At 70.7% G+C, this 16,196-nt stretch carries 10 protein-coding genes; 8 read left to right on the top strand and 2 right to left on the bottom strand.

Annotation, left to right across the window (positions count from 1 at the left end):
* Positions 1 to 243 precede the first annotated feature (243 nt).
* The 5 genes from ACFYY8_RS06965 to ACFYY8_RS06945 all read left to right on the top strand — a co-directional run bounded on the left by ACFYY8_RS06965 (position 244) and on the right by ACFYY8_RS06945 (position 10,909).
* Positions 244 to 6,336, top strand: coding sequence for an RHS repeat-associated core domain-containing protein (locus ACFYY8_RS06965; RefSeq protein ID WP_390037970.1), 6,093 nt, complete (start codon positions 244 to 246; stop codon positions 6,334 to 6,336).
* A 2-nt stretch (positions 6,337 to 6,338) separates the two neighbouring features.
* A complete protein-coding gene (locus ACFYY8_RS06960; RefSeq protein WP_390037968.1) occupies positions 6,339 to 6,761 on the top strand; it encodes a hypothetical protein in 423 nt (140 codons plus the stop codon).
* Positions 6,762 to 6,888: 127 nt separating this feature from the next.
* Entirely contained in the window at positions 6,889 to 8,487 is a 1,599-nt protein-coding gene (locus ACFYY8_RS06955) for an amidase (protein WP_390037966.1), read from the top strand.
* 204 nt (positions 8,488 to 8,691) lie between these two features.
* Entirely contained in the window at positions 8,692 to 9,633 is a 942-nt protein-coding gene (locus tag ACFYY8_RS06950) for an NADP-dependent oxidoreductase (RefSeq protein ID WP_390037964.1), read from the top strand.
* A 169-nt stretch (positions 9,634 to 9,802) separates the two neighbouring features.
* Positions 9,803 to 10,909, top strand: a complete 1,107-nt coding sequence (locus ACFYY8_RS06945; RefSeq protein ID WP_390037962.1) for a nucleotide disphospho-sugar-binding domain-containing protein — start codon at positions 9,803 to 9,805, stop codon at positions 10,907 to 10,909.
* A 56-nt stretch (positions 10,910 to 10,965) separates the two neighbouring features.
* Here ACFYY8_RS06945 and ACFYY8_RS06940 read toward each other — a convergent pair whose 3' ends face one another.
* Positions 10,966 to 11,541: a helix-turn-helix transcriptional regulator gene (locus ACFYY8_RS06940; protein WP_352009406.1), complete on the bottom strand. Its 576-nt coding sequence runs from the start codon at positions 11,539 to 11,541 to the stop codon at positions 10,966 to 10,968.
* A gap of 47 nt (positions 11,542 to 11,588) precedes the next feature.
* Here ACFYY8_RS06940 and ACFYY8_RS06935 point away from each other — a divergent pair, with 47 nt between their 5' ends.
* The gene (locus ACFYY8_RS06935) at positions 11,589 to 12,458 is read left to right on the top strand and encodes a class I SAM-dependent methyltransferase (protein ID WP_390037960.1); all 870 of its coding nucleotides are present in this window, start codon (positions 11,589 to 11,591) and stop codon (positions 12,456 to 12,458) included.
* A gap of 39 nt (positions 12,459 to 12,497) precedes the next feature.
* Here the strand turns inward: ACFYY8_RS06935 and ACFYY8_RS06930 are convergent, their stop codons facing one another.
* Positions 12,498 to 13,472, bottom strand: coding sequence for a DMT family transporter (locus ACFYY8_RS06930; protein WP_390037958.1), 975 nt, complete (start codon positions 13,470 to 13,472; stop codon positions 12,498 to 12,500).
* A 72-nt stretch (positions 13,473 to 13,544) separates the two neighbouring features.
* On the opposite strand from ACFYY8_RS06930, the gene ACFYY8_RS06925 reads away from it, so the two are divergent.
* Together ACFYY8_RS06925 and ACFYY8_RS06920 are read left to right on the top strand one after the other, a co-directional pair.
* Positions 13,545 to 14,462 carry a LysR family transcriptional regulator gene (locus ACFYY8_RS06925; RefSeq protein ID WP_390037956.1) on the top strand — a complete coding sequence of 306 codons (918 nt, stop codon included), beginning with the start codon at positions 13,545 to 13,547 and terminating at the stop codon, positions 14,460 to 14,462.
* A gap of 352 nt (positions 14,463 to 14,814) precedes the next feature.
* A complete protein-coding gene (locus ACFYY8_RS06920; protein WP_390037954.1) occupies positions 14,815 to 15,783 on the top strand; it encodes an alpha/beta hydrolase family esterase in 969 nt (322 codons plus the stop codon).
* Positions 15,784 to 16,196: the final 413 nt, after the last annotated feature.

Raw genomic sequence — 16,196 nt, 5'->3', positions numbered from 1 at the left:
GACCTGTTCGACACAACCAATTCGGACTCTATAACAAAACATCATCGGCGAAACAAATACATTGCAGTGCACAATGCCGAATGGTTCCCTCGTTGGCGTACCTGGATAGCTGATTCTTCCGCTGCCGGTCCCTCCACGGGGGAGGTTTGGGCAATGCTCGCCATCGGTCGACTTCGTCGTGCCCGAATTCTGATTCCACTTGTCGTCTCGACGCTCGTCGCGTCGTTTCTCACGGTGCCGGACGTGCCTCCCGCGGTTGCCGCGCCGCCGCCGGTTCCGCAGGCCAGGCCCGGTCCCGGCCCCGTCGAACGCCCCCTGCCCAGGGGGATACGCCCGGACAGGGCGTTCAAAGCCGGCGAACGGCCTCCGGTCGTACCCCTGGGGGCGAAGGCCGCGGGTGAGCCGGTCGGGGTCAGCGGGGAACGCTGGACGTCCCTCACCGGAAAAGGCGCGAGAAAAGCCGCGGACGACGGGTTCACCGATCTGTCGCTGCAGCCGGGTTACGTGCTGGGCGACACCTCGCTGGTGACCTACTTCAACGTCGGCCAGGCCGATCCCTCGTGGACGGCCGCGCGGGTGCGGCTGTACGACGCCGAGTCGCAGACCGAACAGACCTCCACCCTGGTGGGGCGCCCCGACCTGCAACGGTCCTACTGCGGCGGCGCGGGCGACCTCTGCCGTTCCTTCGGCGCCGCCGACGGCTGGACGCTGGAGACCGGCAGGGAGTACTTCGTCACCGTCGCCGCCGTCTACGACGACGGCCGCGAGGTGGTCTCCGCCCCGTCGGACCGCTCGGTCCCGCGCGAGACCGTGGACCCGCCGCCGGTCCCGAACGAGCAGGCCTCGGGCTGTGGGTGCGGCAACGCGCTGGCGTTGACCGCCGCGGGCCAGGCCTCCAGGGCGCTGGGCGTCAACACAGGCACCGGTGCCTTCGTGCGGACCGAGCAGGACCTGGCGATGGCCTCGTACGGCCCGCAGTTCGTCTCGGCGCGCACCTACTCCTCGATGAACCGGGGCGCGAGCCCTCTCGGTCCCGGCTGGGCCTGGTCCTACGACATGCGGGTGAGCGTGGGCGAGGACGGCGTGGCCGTGGTGCGCGCGGAGGACGGCGCCCAGGCCCGCTACGCCCCGGCCGGGGACGGCGGATACAGACGCCCGCCCGGCGTGCGCTCCGCCCTGCGCGAAACGGCGGACGGCTGGGAGCTGACCACGCCGCGGCAGGTGCGCTACGGCTTCGACGATCAGGGACGCCTCGTCTCGATCCGCAACGCGCGCGGCGTCGGGGTGCGGCTGGCCTACGAGGGGCTCGGGGTCAACGTCACCGACGCCTCGGGCCGGGTGGTCTCGGTGCGGATCGAGGGCGGCCTGATCCGGGAGATCAAACTCCCCGACGGCCGCAACGTGAACTACTTCTACACCTCCGGGCTGCTCACGTCGGTGATCGACGCCCGCGGGTTCACCTGGAGGTACCGCTACCACGCCGACACCCTGCTGTCGCAGGTGGCCGACCCGCACAACGTGGCGATCGTCTCCAACGACTACGGCGCCGACGGCCGGGTGACCGCGCAGCGCGACGGCCTGGGCAAGCAGACCACCTTCGCCTGGGACGCCGCCAAACAGGAGGCCACCACCACCGACCCCGACGGGGTGGTGCTCTGGGACGGGTACCGGGGCAACACGCTGGTGTACTCCCAGCGCGGCACCGGCGACTCCGACAACCACCGCTACGACCGGGAGCTCAACCGGAACCTGGTGGTCAACGGCAAGCAGCACCAGCACGAGGCGACCTTCGACGCCAACGGCAACCGCCTCCAGACCAAGGCGCCCCAGCCGCTCGGCTTCTCCGAGAAGACCCGGTTCGACGAGCGCAACAACCCCACCACCCACACCGACGCCAACGGCCAGGTGTGGAAGGACACCTACAACGAGTTCAACGAGCTGGTGCGCAGCGAGGACCCCGAGGGCCACGCCATCACGCACACCTACGACTCCCGCGGGTCGCGGACCTCGACGACCGACCAGCGCGGCAAGGTGAGCCACTACGAGTACCTGCCGCAGGGCGATCCGAACGCCGGACTGCTCAAGGCGGCGATCTCCCCCTCCGGACGGCGCAGCGAGGTCGTCTACGACGCCACCGGGCGTCAGACCGCCACGGTCGACCCGCGCGGCACCGTACCGGGCGGCAACCGGGCGGCCCACACCACCCGCTACGCCTACGACGCCCAGGACCGGGTGACCGGCACCCTTGAGCCGGGCAAGAACGGCGCCTGGCGCAGCGGGTTCGACGAGACCGGCCGCCTGGTGCGCAGACAGACCCCGACCGAGGCCACGACCGACTACTTCTACTTCGCCAACGGCCTGCTCAAGACGGTCGACGACTCCCGGCGCACCACCACCTACACCTACACCGACGCCGGACGGCGGGCCTCGACGCAGGCGCTCCTGCGTACCAGGGCCCCCATCACGACCACCTACGGCTACGACGGCAAGGGCCTGCTCAAGACGGTCACCTCGCCACGCGGCAACGAGCCCGGCGCCAACCCGGCCGACTTCACCACCACCTACTTCTACGACGCCGACGACAACCCGATCCGGGTACGGCACCCCTATCCCGGCGGCGGGTTCACCGAGCGCGACATCAAGGTCGACGCTCTGGACCGGACCACGAACAAGACCGACGAGCTGGGCAAGGAGTCGGCGTTCGGGCGCGACAACAACGGCCAGGTCACCTCCACCACCGACGCGCTCGGCCGCAGGACCACCATGGGTTACGACCGCAGCGGACGGCAGACCGAGATCAAGGACCCGGCGGGCAAGACCACCCGCACCGAGTACGACGCGGCGGGCAACCGGATCAGAGAGACCAACGCCGAGGGCGGCGTGACCACCTGGAAGTACGACGACGACGGCCTGCTGACCGGCGTCACCGAACCGCGCGGCAACGTCGAGGGCGCCGACCCCGCCCGCTTCACCACCCGCTACGAGTACGACCGGGCGGGCAACCAGGTCAAGTCCGTCGACCCGCTCGGCGGCACCACGACCGCCGTCTACGACGCGAGCAACCGGGTCACCTCGGTGACCGACGCCAAGGGACGCACCACCTACCGGACCTACCGGGAGGACGACCTCCCGGCCACGGTGCACACCCCGGAGACGCCCTACAACCCGAACGACCCGACGGCCCGCTCCACCGTCTACACCTACAGCACCGACGGGCTGCTGGAGTCGGTGCGCGACCCACTGGGCCGCTACACCCGGATGTCCTACGACGACGCCGGACGCCTGATCACCAAGGCCGATCCGCTGTCGCGGCGGGTCGAGGTCACCTACGACGCCGAGAGCAACCCGCTGACCGCGATCACCGTCAACGGTCCCGAGTGGGTCAGCCCCGAGGAGCGCCTCAAGCGGACCGTCGTCAGCACCTACGACATCCTGAGCCGCCGTACCAAGACCGCGCTGGGCTCGCAGGGGCCGGCCTACACCTTCGGCTACGACGCCAAGGACCGCACCACCTCCTACGGTGACCCCACCGGGGTGCGGGAGGTCGGCTACGACGACGAGGACCAGATCCTCAAGGTGACCCGCAAGACCGCCGGCCAGGCCGACGAGACCTTCTCCTACGGCTACGACGAGCGCGGCAACATCACCTCCCGCACCTACCCCGACGGCACCGCGGTCACCTTCGCCTACGACGGCGACGGCAGGCAGACCGAGCAGAAGGTGACCGGCGGCACCGCGGGCGCGGGCGCCGAGTGGCGCTTCGGCTACGACGTGGCGGGGCGGCGCACCAGCACCACCCTGCCCGGCGGCACGGGCCTGACCGAGAGACGGGCCTACGACGACGCCGGGCGGCTGACCCGCATCGCCACCGCGAACGGCGACGCCGATCCGGTCTCGGCCTTCGACCTCACCCTGGACCAGGTCGGCAACCCCACCAAGGTCGTCACCACGCGCGGCACCGCGAGCGAGTCGGTTTCCTACGCCTACGACACGGTCGACCGGGTCACCTCGGCCTGCTACTCGGCCACGAGCTGCGCCACCGGCTCGCAGATGGCCGGGCGGATCGACTACACCTACGACCTGGTCGGCAACCGCCTCAGCCAGAAACGCACCGGTACGGCGGGCGACGACACCACCGTCTACGCCTACGACGAGGCCGACCAGCTGACCCGCGAGACCGTGACCCGGCCCGGCTCCAGCGTCGCCCGCGACTTCGCCTACGACGTCAACGGCAACCAGATCCGCGCGGGCGCCGACCGGTTCGAGTACAACCTCGACAACAGCCTCGCCAAGGCCACCGTCAACGGCAACTCCACCATCTTCGCCTACGACGCCACCGGCCTGCGCCTGTCGGCGACCACCGCGGGAGCCGGTGGCACCGTCTCGGCGATCCAGCGCTGGAGCTGGGACGTCAACGGCACTCTGCCGCAGATCGCGCTGGACACCACCGTCAACGCGGGCGGCGCCGTCGTCGAGAGGCAGGGCTTCACCTACGGCCCCGAGGACGAGCCGCTGGCCCTGCTGGCCGGCGGCGCGCACTCCTACACCCACGACTGGCTCGGCGGCGTCGCCAACATGGTCTCGCCGTCCGGCCAGATCGAGGCGGGCTACGACTACGACCCGTTCGGCAACCCCCGCACGGGCACCACCCTCACCGCCGGAGCCGCCGGGCGGGCGACCCCGCCGCCGGGAGGGGCCGGAGCCGCCGGGCGGAGCGGAGCCGGCACGCCCGAACGGAGCGCCGCGGCGGGCCCGGACAACCCGCTGCGGTTCACCGGCGCCTACCAGGACAGCACGACCGGCGACGGCAACTACTACCTGCGCGCCCGCAACTACAACCCCGGCACGGGCCGCTTCGGCAGCGTCGACCCCATGCCGACCGGTGCCGGCGCCACCTCCGCCTACACCTACGCCTCCAACAACCCCCTCGTCTACACCGACCCCACCGGCATGGTGAACGCGGCGGCGGACGGCGGCGGCAGTACCGCACCCGGTCAGGAGGCCGAGTCCGGGCCCAGCCCCGAGGACGTCGCCAAGGCCCAGCAGCTGCAGAACAAGAGCGTGCTGGACGTCATCCTGGAGGCGGGCGGCCAGATCCTCATGGAGATCATGGGGATCAACGACATCGTCAACTGCCTCAACGGCGACATCGGCTCCTGCGTGATGGCCGTGATCGGGGCGCTGCCCTGGGGCAAGATCTTCAAGGCCAAGAAGATCGCCGAGGCGATCTGGCGGGCGGGCAAGGCCGTCTTCGCCTTCTTCGAGGAACTCAAGTGGGCCAAGGCCATCCTGCGCGGCGCGGAAAAGGCGGCCGAGGCGGCCAAGGCCGCGGCCGCGAGGGCGGCCAGAGCGGCGGCGGAGAAGGCTGCGGCGGCCAAGGCGGCGGCCGAGGCCTACGCCAAGAAGGTGGCCGCCGAAGCAGCCGAGAGATCCAAAGCCCTCGCCGCCAAGGCCAAGGCCAAGACGAAACCCAAGGCGGCGTCGGAGAGGCCCCGTTTCGACAGGCCGAGCTGCAAACCCGGCAACAGCTTCGTCGCCGGCACACCCGTGCTCATGGCCGACGGCACCGTCAAACCCATCGAAAAGGTCGACCTGGGCGACCGGGTCGTCGCCACCGACCCGGAAACCGGCCAGACCTCTGCCGAACCGGTCGTGAGGCTGATCGTCGGCGAGGGCGACAGGAACCTGGTCCGCGTCACCGTCGACACCGACGGCGACAGGGGATCCGCAACCGGCCGGATCGTGGCGACCGACGGCCACCCGTTCTGGGTCGAGAGCGCACACGAGTGGCTCGAAGCCGGCGAACTCCAGCCCGGCATGTGGCTGCGTACCAGCTCCGGCACCCACGTCCAGGTCACCGCGCTCAAGAAGTGGACCGCCCACGAACGCGTCCACAATCTCACCGTCGCCGACCTCCACACCTACTACGTGGTCACCGGCGGCACCTCGCTCCTTGCCCACAACGACGGCTGCGACTTCATCGGCCCCAAGGACCATGTGGCGCTCGGAAGACGTGACTTCAAACTGAACGAGTTCTCGGAGAAGGTCGGCGCGCGGAATCTCCTCGGAGCGACAAGCGCGACGTGGCGGGACGAGGTCCAGTCGGCGATCGCCAGGGTCGGACGCGGCGAGGGCGAGATCTCGTTCATGCTGGACGGTCTCCCCGGCGCCAACCGCGGGCCCGCGAAGGCACTGGAGATCGCCAGGAACACCAACTCTCGTGATCTGCTGCACACCCAGTGGGAGCTGTTGCAGGTGGACGCGGCGGGCATCATGGATCAAGTCAACTTCTTCCGCTGGAACCGTAGGCTCAACGACTGGGCTGGTGTGGGATGAACATGTCGATCGAGAACGGACGGCTCCCGCTCGTCCTGCCGGGGCGGTTCAAGCCCTGGGCGATCGAGGTGGGGCACAGCAAGGTGCTGCTGCGAGGTTTCCAGGGTGACCCCGAGGACGAGGAGCGGCCGAGGGTGTTCGACGTTCTGTTCCAGGACGTCTCACGGATCTCCCTGCCCGCCCTCCACTTCGGTTTGCGCCTCACCGTCGCCGATCCCGAGGTGACACGCTCGGAGGAGCGCCGGGTCGGAGAGAACTGGGGAAAGGCGAGGATGTTCCTCCTGGACCAGGACAGAGACTCCGACTACGTGGTCGCGGGGTTCGTGTTCTGGGCGGAGGTGCTCGTCGGTGGCGGCTCGCCGAGCCCCCTCCTGGCCGAGGAACCGGCTGAGGGGTCGATCAGAGGAGCCGTCCACCGTCTCTGAGAGGTCGCGGTCCGCGAGATCCCCTCGCGGACCGCGGTCCGCCGGCCCATCACGGCGAGCCCTGTCCGGCAAAAGTATGAACCGGAAACATTTTCCTCAGAAAGCATGATCGCTACGCTGGTCGTCCATGACTTTCACGCATTCCACGCGGTGGCTGGCGGCGGCGTCACTCGTCGCCGGGCTGTCCGTGGCCGCACCGGCACACGCCCACGAGGCTGCCGTACCCCCGTCGAGCACCGTCCTGCGCGGCCTGGACCTGGACCGCGCGACCGTCCTGGACATGCAGCGCGCCATGAACCAGAAGCGCTTCGACTCGGTGGCGCTCACCCGCTTCTACCTCGACCGGATCCGTACGGTCGACCCGCTGCTGCACGCGGTCATCGCGACCAACCCCGCGGCGCTGCGGGAGGCGAAGCAGAGCGACCTGCGGCGGCGCCAGGGCGCGCGCGGCCCCCTCGAGGGCATCCCCGTCCTGCTCAAGGACAACATCGCCGCCACCGGACGCGCGACCGCCGGTTCGCTGGCACTGCTCGGCTCCCGCCCGGCCCGTGACGCCTTCCTGGTCCAGCGGCTGCGCGCCGCGGGCGCGGTGATCCTCGGCAAGACCAACCTGTCGGAGTGGGCCAACTTCCGTTCCAGCGCCTCCTCAAGCGGGTGGAGCGCGGTCGGCGGCCAGACCAACAACCCCTACGTCCTGGACCGCAACCCCTGCGGGTCGAGCAGCGGTTCGGGGGTCGCCGCCGCCGCGAGCCTGGCCGCGGTCACCGTCGGCACCGAGACCGACGGTTCGATCGTCTGCCCGGCCGGCATCAACGGCGTCGTCGGGGTCAAGCCGACGGTCGGCCTGGTCAGCCGCACCGGAGTGGTGCCGCTCTCCCTGGCCCAGGACACCGCGGGTCCGCTCACCAGGAACGTCACCGACGCGGCCGCCGTGCTCTCGGTCATCCAGGGGGTGGACCCGCGCGATCCGGCCACCGTTCCGGGCGGCAACCGCGACTACCTCAAGGCTCTGCGGCCGGACGCGCTCGCCGGCAAGCGCATCGGCGTCTGGCGCTCGGCTGCGGGGAACAAGCGGGAGGTTGTCGCCGCCCTGGACGCCACCATCGCCACGCTCAAGGCGCGCGGAGCGACCGTGGTCGACAACCTCGAACTGACGGGGACGGCCGAGGCGGCCGAGCAGGAGTTCCCGGCTCTGACGAACGAGTTCAAGCACGACATCAACGCCTATCTGGCCGAGGCCCCCGGACGGCACCCGGCGGACCTGGCCGGGCTGATCGAGTTCAACAAGAAGCACGCCTCGACCGAGCTCCGCTACTTCGGGCAGGAGCTGTTCGAGCAGTCGCAGGCGACCAGCGGCGACCTGAACGACTTCGAGTACCGCGCGGCCAGGGAGAAGGCGACCTCGCTCTCCCGTGACGCGATCAACTCCGTGATCTCCGCCAACCGGCTCGACGCGGTGCTCGCCCCGACCAACAACGGGGCCTGGGTGACCAACCTGGCCAAGGGTGACGACTTCACCGACTTCGTCGCCACCTCCTCGCCCTCGGCCATGGCGGGCTACCCGGCGGTCACGGTCCCCGGCGGATACGCCAAGGACGTGCTGCCGCTCGGCGTGACGTTCTTCGGCGGCCGATTCTCCGAGCCGACGCTGATCGCCATCAGCTACGCGTTCGAGCAGGCGAGCCAGGTGCGCAAGGCCCCGACCTACCTGCGGACGCTGCCCTGACGGGCTCTTCGGGCTGACAGCCGCGCCCCGCGGACGGATCTCCGTCCGCGGGGCGCCCTCCGGATTCCCGACTGTAAGACTAGGATTTTCGATCCTAGGGAAAACACTCCGCTTCTCGTCCGTCTCGGGGGATGGGACCGTTTCGGCCATGTCCCGGTGCGCGGTGCACCGCCCGCGCGCCCCGATCACGGCTCAAGGAGTGTCATGTCCTCTTCGTCCTTCCCCACCGTCGGCAGGGCCGTCGTCGTCTCCTCCTACGGAGGCGCCGAGGAGCTGCGGCTCGCCGAGGTGCCCGTCCCCTCCCCCGGTCCCGGCCAGGTGCTGTTGCGGGTGCGCGCCGCCGGGGTCAACCCGGTCGACTGGAAGATCCGGGCCGGGCTGCTCAAGGAGTTCCTGCCGGTCGACCTGCCGTACACGCCGGGGGGCGAGGCGGCCGGTGAGGTGGTGGCCGTCGGTGAGGGAGTGAGCGCCTGGGCGGTCGGGGACGAGGTCCTCGGCCCGGTCACGGGCGCGTACGCCGAGTACGCCCTCGCCGACGCCGCCCTGCTCTCCGCCAAACCGGACGACCTGTCCTGGGAGGCCGCCTCCGGGCTGTACACCTCGGCGGAGACGGCCAACCGGGTGCTGGATCTCCTCAAGGTCGGTGAGGGGGAGACCCTGCTGGTCCACGGGGCCGCCGGCGGCGTCGGCGGCCTGGTGGTCCAGTTCGCGGTCGCGTCCGGCGCCCGTGTCGTCGGTACGGCCGGCACGGCGAACCACGACTACCTGCGTGAGCTCGGTGCGGTTCCGGTCTCCTACGGAGAGGGGGTGTTCGACCGGGTTCGTGAGGTGACGCCCGAGGGGGTGGACGCCGTACTGGACGCGGCCGGGGGCGCGCTGGCCGGCTCGGTCGACCTCCTCGGCGGTCCTGAGCGGATCGTCGGCATCGTGAGCGTGCCGGAGGCCGTCGAGACCGGGACGCGCTTCACCGGGGGCGGCGAGGGGGAGAGCCACGGTGTCCAGGCCGTGGCACGGGCCCTGGCCCTGCACGCGGCGGGGACCCTCGCCCTGCCGATCCGCGCCGTCCTCCCGCTGGCCGACGCCGCCGGGGCGCACCGGCTCAGCGAGGAGGGGCACGGACGCGGCAAGATCGTCCTGGTGCCCTGAATCACGTGAGAAGTCACCCGGGTGGCTCTTGATCAACACGTGGGGGATTCGGTTGACTTGACCCCGGAAGAGCAAGGTCAAGAAAACAGGGTGTCAAACGACAGAGGGGACCTGTCAGAAAATGCACGTGCTTTTCGTACCTGCTCCGGGAATCGGGCATGTGTTTCCCATGGTGCCGCTCGCGTGGGCGTTCCGCCTCGCCGGACACGAGGTCACCTTCGCCGCCGCCGGGGACGCCCTCGCGGTCCGCGACGCCGGATTCCTCACACTGGACGCCGTACCCGGTCTCACCACGGCGCGAATGATCGCCGACTTCAAGGAGGGCCCCGCGGCCGAGCGTCTCCAGCAGCCCCGGGAGGGCATCAGTCCCGAGGAACTGGAGCAGATCAAGCCGCTCGTCGTCGCGATGTGGGACGGCTATGTGGACGGACACGTCAGGCTCGCCGAGCGCCTGCGCCCGGACCTGATCGTCTACGACCCGATCTTCACCGCGGGGCCGGTGGCCGCCGCCAAGCTGGGCGTGCCGTGTGTCGCGCACAGCTACGGGGTCGGCGGATTCGAGCCCGAGATCTTCGATCGGGCGCCGGCGAACGAGGCGTTCCTGCGCCACGGTGTCACGGTGCCCAAGGGCATCGAGACGATCGGCGTCGTCCCGCCCTCCCTGGAGATCGGGCTCCGGCCCCGGTGGTCGATGCGTTACACGCCCTACAACGGCGGCGGGCTGCTGCCCGAGTGGCTGCTCGACGAGGGTGACCGGCCCCGGGTCGCGGTCACCCTGGGCACGGTGGTTCCCGAGACCCACGGGCTCGGCGAGTTCGCCCCGATCATCGAGGCGGCCGAGGCGGTGGACGCGGAGTTCGTGATCGCCACGGGCTCCGGCGAGACCTCGTGGTCCACGCCCCTGCCGCCGAACGTCCGGGTGACCGGCTGGGTGCCGCTCGGGGCTCTGCTGCGCGGCAGCGCGGCGGCCATCCATCACGGCGGCGCGGGCACCACGCTGACCTGCTCCGCGCTGGGCGTTCCGCAGCTCATCCTGCCCAACGGCGCCGACCGGCACATCAACGCCGAGACGCTGGCCGCCAGGGGCAGCGCGCTCACCACGCTGATCGGTGACCTGGAGGTGCCGCTGATCGAGCGCCTGCTGACCGACGAGGCGCTGCGCGCGACGGCGCACGAGGTCAGGGCCGAGATCGAGGCACTGCCCACACCGGTCGAGATCGCCGCCGAACTGGCGGCGCTGTACACCCCGGACGCGCTCAGGCCCGCCGTGGTGTGACGCCGCGACCGGCCCGGCCGTGCCCGGACCTCATGTCACGGGTACGGCCGGGCCGGTCAGGGCAGCTGCCACAGGTGGGTGCGCTGCCCCTCGTGGTCGAGGACGCACAGGATCTCCGCCGGGCCGTCCTCGGCCCCGAAGGCGTGCGGGATCATGGTGGAGAACTCGGCCGCCTGCCCGGCCTCGACCCTGATGGTCCGCTCCCCCAGCAGCAGCGTGAGGGTTCCGGACAGGACGGTGAACCAGTCTCTGCCGGGGTGGACCTTCAGCTCGTCGACGCCGCGCCGTACGGGCTTGGTGACGCGCATCTTCGCGACGGTCACCCCGTGCGGCCCGTCGCGCCCGCCCAGCATCCAGGTGGTCAGCCCCCGCGCCTCGTCGTGCCTCGGCCTGATCACCACGTCCTCGTCGCCCACGGGCTCGACGAGCTGGTCGATGGTGGTGCCCAGGGCCCGGGCGATCGCGCTGAGCTGGTCGAGGCTGATGCGCCGGTGGCCGGTCTCGATGCGGCTCAGGGTCGAGGGGCTCAGGTAGCAGCGGCCCGCCAGGTCGTCGAGCGACCAGCCCCTGGCCACGCGCAGCCCTCTGATCCGCCCGCGCACCACGCTGTCGAGATCACCGTCTTGCTTCATACGCAAGATGGTATGTCATCAACGCAAAATCCTCGTAGGGTTCCCTCATGGGAAACCCTCACCACCACCATCACCACCACGCCACCGCCGACCACGACGGCGCGGGCATGGCCGAGCTACTCGACCTGGACGCGGAGGTCCTGCACGCCCACCTGGCCGAGGTGACGGACCTGATCGCCGGACTGACCGCGGACTCGCCGCCCCGTACGATCCTCGACCTGGGCAGCGGCACGGGAACCGGCGTCCTGACGCTGCTCGCACGGTTCGGGGACGCCGAGGGGATCGCCCTCGACCAGGACGAGCACATGCTGCGCCGCCTCACGGACCGGGCCCGCGCCCTCGGCCTCGACCGGCGGGTCCGCACCGTCCAGGCGGACCTGGACACCGCCTGGCCGTCCGTCGGCGCCGTCGACCTGGTCTGGGCCTCTGCCTCCATGCACCACATGGCGGACCCCGGCCGTGTCCTGGCCGACGTCCACGCGGCCCTCAGACCCGGAGGGCTGCTGGCCGTACTCGAAATGGACTCCCTGCCGATGCCGCGCTTCCTGCCCGACGACCAGGGCGTCGGCCGTCCCGGGCTTGAGGCGCGCTGTCACGCCCTCATGGCGGAGATGCGCGCCGAGCACATGCCGCTCCTGGGCTCCGACTGGGGGGTGCCGCTGGCCGAGGCGGGGTTCACCGTCGAGACCGAGCGGAGCTTCGCCATCGACCTGCGGCCGCCGCTGCCCGCCGCGACGGGCCGCTACGCCCTGGCGGCCCTGCGGCGCATCCGCTCCGGCGTCGAGAACCTGCTGGACGCCGACGACCTGACCGCTCTCGACGTTCTCCTCGACGGCGACGGCCCGGAGTGCGTGCTGCGGCGGACGGACCTCACCGTCCGTACCGTGAGGACCGTGTGGCTGGCCAGAAGGCCGTGACCGGCGGGCCGGACGACCGCCCGACGTAGGTCCGCCGACTCACCCGCTCCGGGATACGGCATGATCACCGGTGGTCAGGGTGACCGGCGCGGACGAGGGGTTCGTGCGCGCGCCGGCGCGCCGGAGCTGGAGAACGGCCACGGACGACAGCACCAGCGCGCCACCGGCGAGCTGCACCGGGGTCAGGGACTCGCCGAGGAAGAGCGCGGCCAGCGCGGCGGTGACGACGGGCTCGAAGGTGGACATGATGGCGGCGGTCGACGGGCCGGTGCGCCTGAGCCCGGCGAAGAAGGTCAGCATCGCCACGACGGTGGAGACCACGGCGATACAGGCCAGCCAGAGCCATCCCGGCACCCCGAAACCGAGATCGACGCCGCCGGTGAGCAGGGCACGGGCGCCGAGGGTGCCGGCCGCCCCGGTCATCACCAGCGCGGACAGCGCTATCGGTGCCAGCCGGTGCACGACGGTGTCGGCGACGAGGATGTAGACGGTGTAGGTGATCGCGGAGGTGAAGGCCAGCAGCGCCCCGAGCGGGTGGAAACTCACGCCGCCGGCGCCGAGCAGGACCAGCAGTGTTCCGCCCGAGGCGGCCGCCAGCGCCGCTCCGCGCGCGGGGGTGAGCCGGTCACGGCCGAGCAGCACCGCCACCACGGTGACCATGACCGGGTAGGTGTAGAGGATCAGAGCCAGCAGGGACGCGTCCATCAGCTGCAGCGCGGAGAAGAACAGACTCGCCTGCGTGGCGTACCCGACGGCACCCAGGCCGAAGGCGACGGCCGTCACCCGGCCACGCGTCATCGCCGGCCGGCTGGCCGCCTCACCTCGGGGAGAACCGGAGGCGGCGCGGCGCAGCCCCGGCCGTACCAGCAGGACGATCCCGAGCAGGACGGCGGCCAGGGTGAAGCGCACCAGCAGCAGCGCCCCGGGGGAGACACCGGCGTCGTAGGCGAGTTTGCCGAAGATCGCCATAGCGCCGAAGCAGGCCGCGGACAAAAGACACAGTGCTGCACCCATGCGCCAAGGATTGGGCACTTGATCCATCGGGTCCAGCGATGATTCCCGGAGGTGACTCGTTAGGATTCCCGAATGATCGAGCTGGACCTTCGACGGCTGCGCTTCCTGCGGGAGTTCGAGGAACGAGGCACCCTGGCCGCGGTCGCCGCGGCTCTGGGCTACAGCCCTTCCACGGTCTCCCAGCAGCTCGCCCTGCTGGAGAAGGAGGCCGGCTCCCGGCTGCTCGACAAGGCCGGGCGCGGTGTGCGGCTTACCGACGCCGGACGCCTGCTCGCCCGGCACGCGCGGGTGTTGCTTTCGGCCGCCGAGGCGGCGGAGGCCGACCTCGCCGCCCTCAGCGGCGTCATCCGGGGCACCGTCCGCGCCGGCGGCATGCAGTCGGCGGCCCGCCGCCTCCTCATCCCGGCGGTGGCCCGCATGAAGGCGGACCACCCGCGGGTTCGCGTGGAGATCTTCGAGCTGGAACTCGAACAGTCCCTGCCAGGTCTACGCCTGGGCGCGGTCGACCTCGTCATCGGCGACGAGTACGACAGCCATCCTCGCCCCCGCCCGGCCGGACTCCGCTTCACGCTTCTGCTCGAAGAACACCTGAAGATCGTGCTGCCGGCCGCGCATCCACTCGCCCGGCCCGGGAGACCCGTGGCGGTCGCCGACCTGCGATCCGACATCTGGGCCGCCTCCGCCGAGGGCACCGGCCACCACGCCATGGTCGTCGGGACCTGCCGCGCGCTCGGCGGCTACGAGCCCGACATCCGGCACCGCTCCAGCGACGCCGACGTCCAACTCGAACTCGTCCGCGCCGCGACCGCCGTCGCCCTCATGCCGACCCTGAGCCTGCCCGGCGACGACCCCGCCCTCGCGATCCGGGACATCGCGGAAACCACCCTCAGACGCCGCCTGGTCGCCGTCACCCGAGACACCCCGCCCACTCCCGCGCTGACCGCCCTCCTGACAGCCGTGACGGACCAGGTGCACAGGCTCGACCTGTAGAAGCCCGCTGGATCAACCGCCTGGCGTCGTTCTCGGACCGGAAGCCGTGGGCGGTCCACACCGGCTCTGCCATGTCGACGCCATCCCTCCGTCCTGCCGGGCTCGCGGCTCCGGGAGTCCGAAGCGATCTCGGCTGCCACGCCCCAGCCTGATCACGATCCACAGCCGGAGCACCGGACCTTCACCGGTGGACACGGGGACATCGGACATGATTCGCCCCGGCTGTCGTTGCCTCAAAAGATACATTGATCATGAAAAGCATAAAGTGGACTATTCGCTCACACGTACGGCCGTGAACCCCGCACCGAAACCCGCGCGCCACGCGCGAACACGACCGACGACAGGAGCTTCCATGAAAGCCGCGAGATCTCTCCTGCACGCCCTCACCGCGACGGCGGCCACCGGCCTGCTGGTGCTGGGCGGCATGACCGCCCCCGCGCACGCCGTGACCGCCGCCCGGACGGTCTCCGTCTCCCCCGGCTGCGGCACACCGGCCCCGCAGACGCCCGGCACGAGCGTCCTGAACTCCCTGACCAGCCAGGGAACCACCCGGACCTACCAGCTCCACCTTCCCTCTGGCTACACCTCCCAGCAGTCCTGGCCGGTGGTCCTCGCCTTCCACGGGCGCGGCGGTACCGGTGCGGAGATGGAGGGGTTCTCCGAGCTCTCCACGCTTCCCGCCATCGTGGTCTACCCCAACGGTGTCATCGGCACCGGTGGCGGCAACCGGCAGGCGTGGCAGGGCGCGCCCTACGCGGCATCCGGCGTGGACGACGTCACCTTCACCGCCACCCTGCTGAACACCCTGGAGAACAACCTCTGCGTCGACCAGCGGCGGGTGTACGCCACGGGCAAGTCCAACGGCGGTGGGTTCACCGGGCTGCTGGCCTGCCGCATGGCCGATCGGATCGCCGCGATCGCACCGGTGGCCGGGGCCTTCTACCTCGGTACCCGCGACAACTGCAGCCCCACTCGCGCCGTCTCGGTCATCGACTTCCATGGAACGAACGATGGCACCATCCCCTATGGCGGGGACACCGACCGGGACCTTCCCGACATCCAGAGCTGGGTCTTCGAGTGGGTGGTGCGCAACGACTGCGCCAGGCGGGCCTCCTACCAAAGCGTCTCCCCCGACATCGCGATCTCCCTGTGGGGGAACTGCACCGAGGACGCGGAAGTCGAGCACGTCGCGATCGACGGTGGCGGCCACACCTGGCCGGGCGCCCAGGCCGAGAGCGGCGGAAGCGGTACGACCACCCAGACCATCAAGGCGCACGAAGTCCTGTGGGACTTCCTGCTCCGCCACCAGCTGCCCAGCTGACCCTCCGGCCCCTGTGCCGCCCCTGTGCCCCGTAGGATGTGACGTCCTGCGGGGCGCACCGCCGTCCGCGCCCGGACGCACGACCTCACTGTCGGCGCCCCGGCCCGCGGGCGATCGCGCGGTTCCCGGGCGTCTCCCGGGCGTCTCTCCGGGCGAGAGCGCATCGGAGCCGCTCGTCTCCGGCTTCCCCGGCCCGGGTCTCGTGAAGCGGTGAACGACCTCACGTTCCGACAACGGAAATGACAGGGCACGTTTTCCCGGTGTTCCACCTCCGGCAGCCGTGAGACCACACGACCTTTCTGGGCATCCGGAACACGCGTTCTCCCGCGTAGGAGATTATCCGTAAAGCGAAGACCCATATCCCGGGAAATCCAGCGAAGAGCGACCGGGCCCCGAGGAAAACGCCGTACGGC

Origin of the sequence: Streptosporangium sp. NPDC001559, assembly GCF_042893955.1 — a bacterium.
In the GTDB taxonomy this organism is placed as follows: Bacteria; Actinomycetota; Actinomycetes; order Streptosporangiales; family Streptosporangiaceae; genus Streptosporangium.
This window is presented reverse-complemented; position numbering and strand designations above follow the sequence as displayed.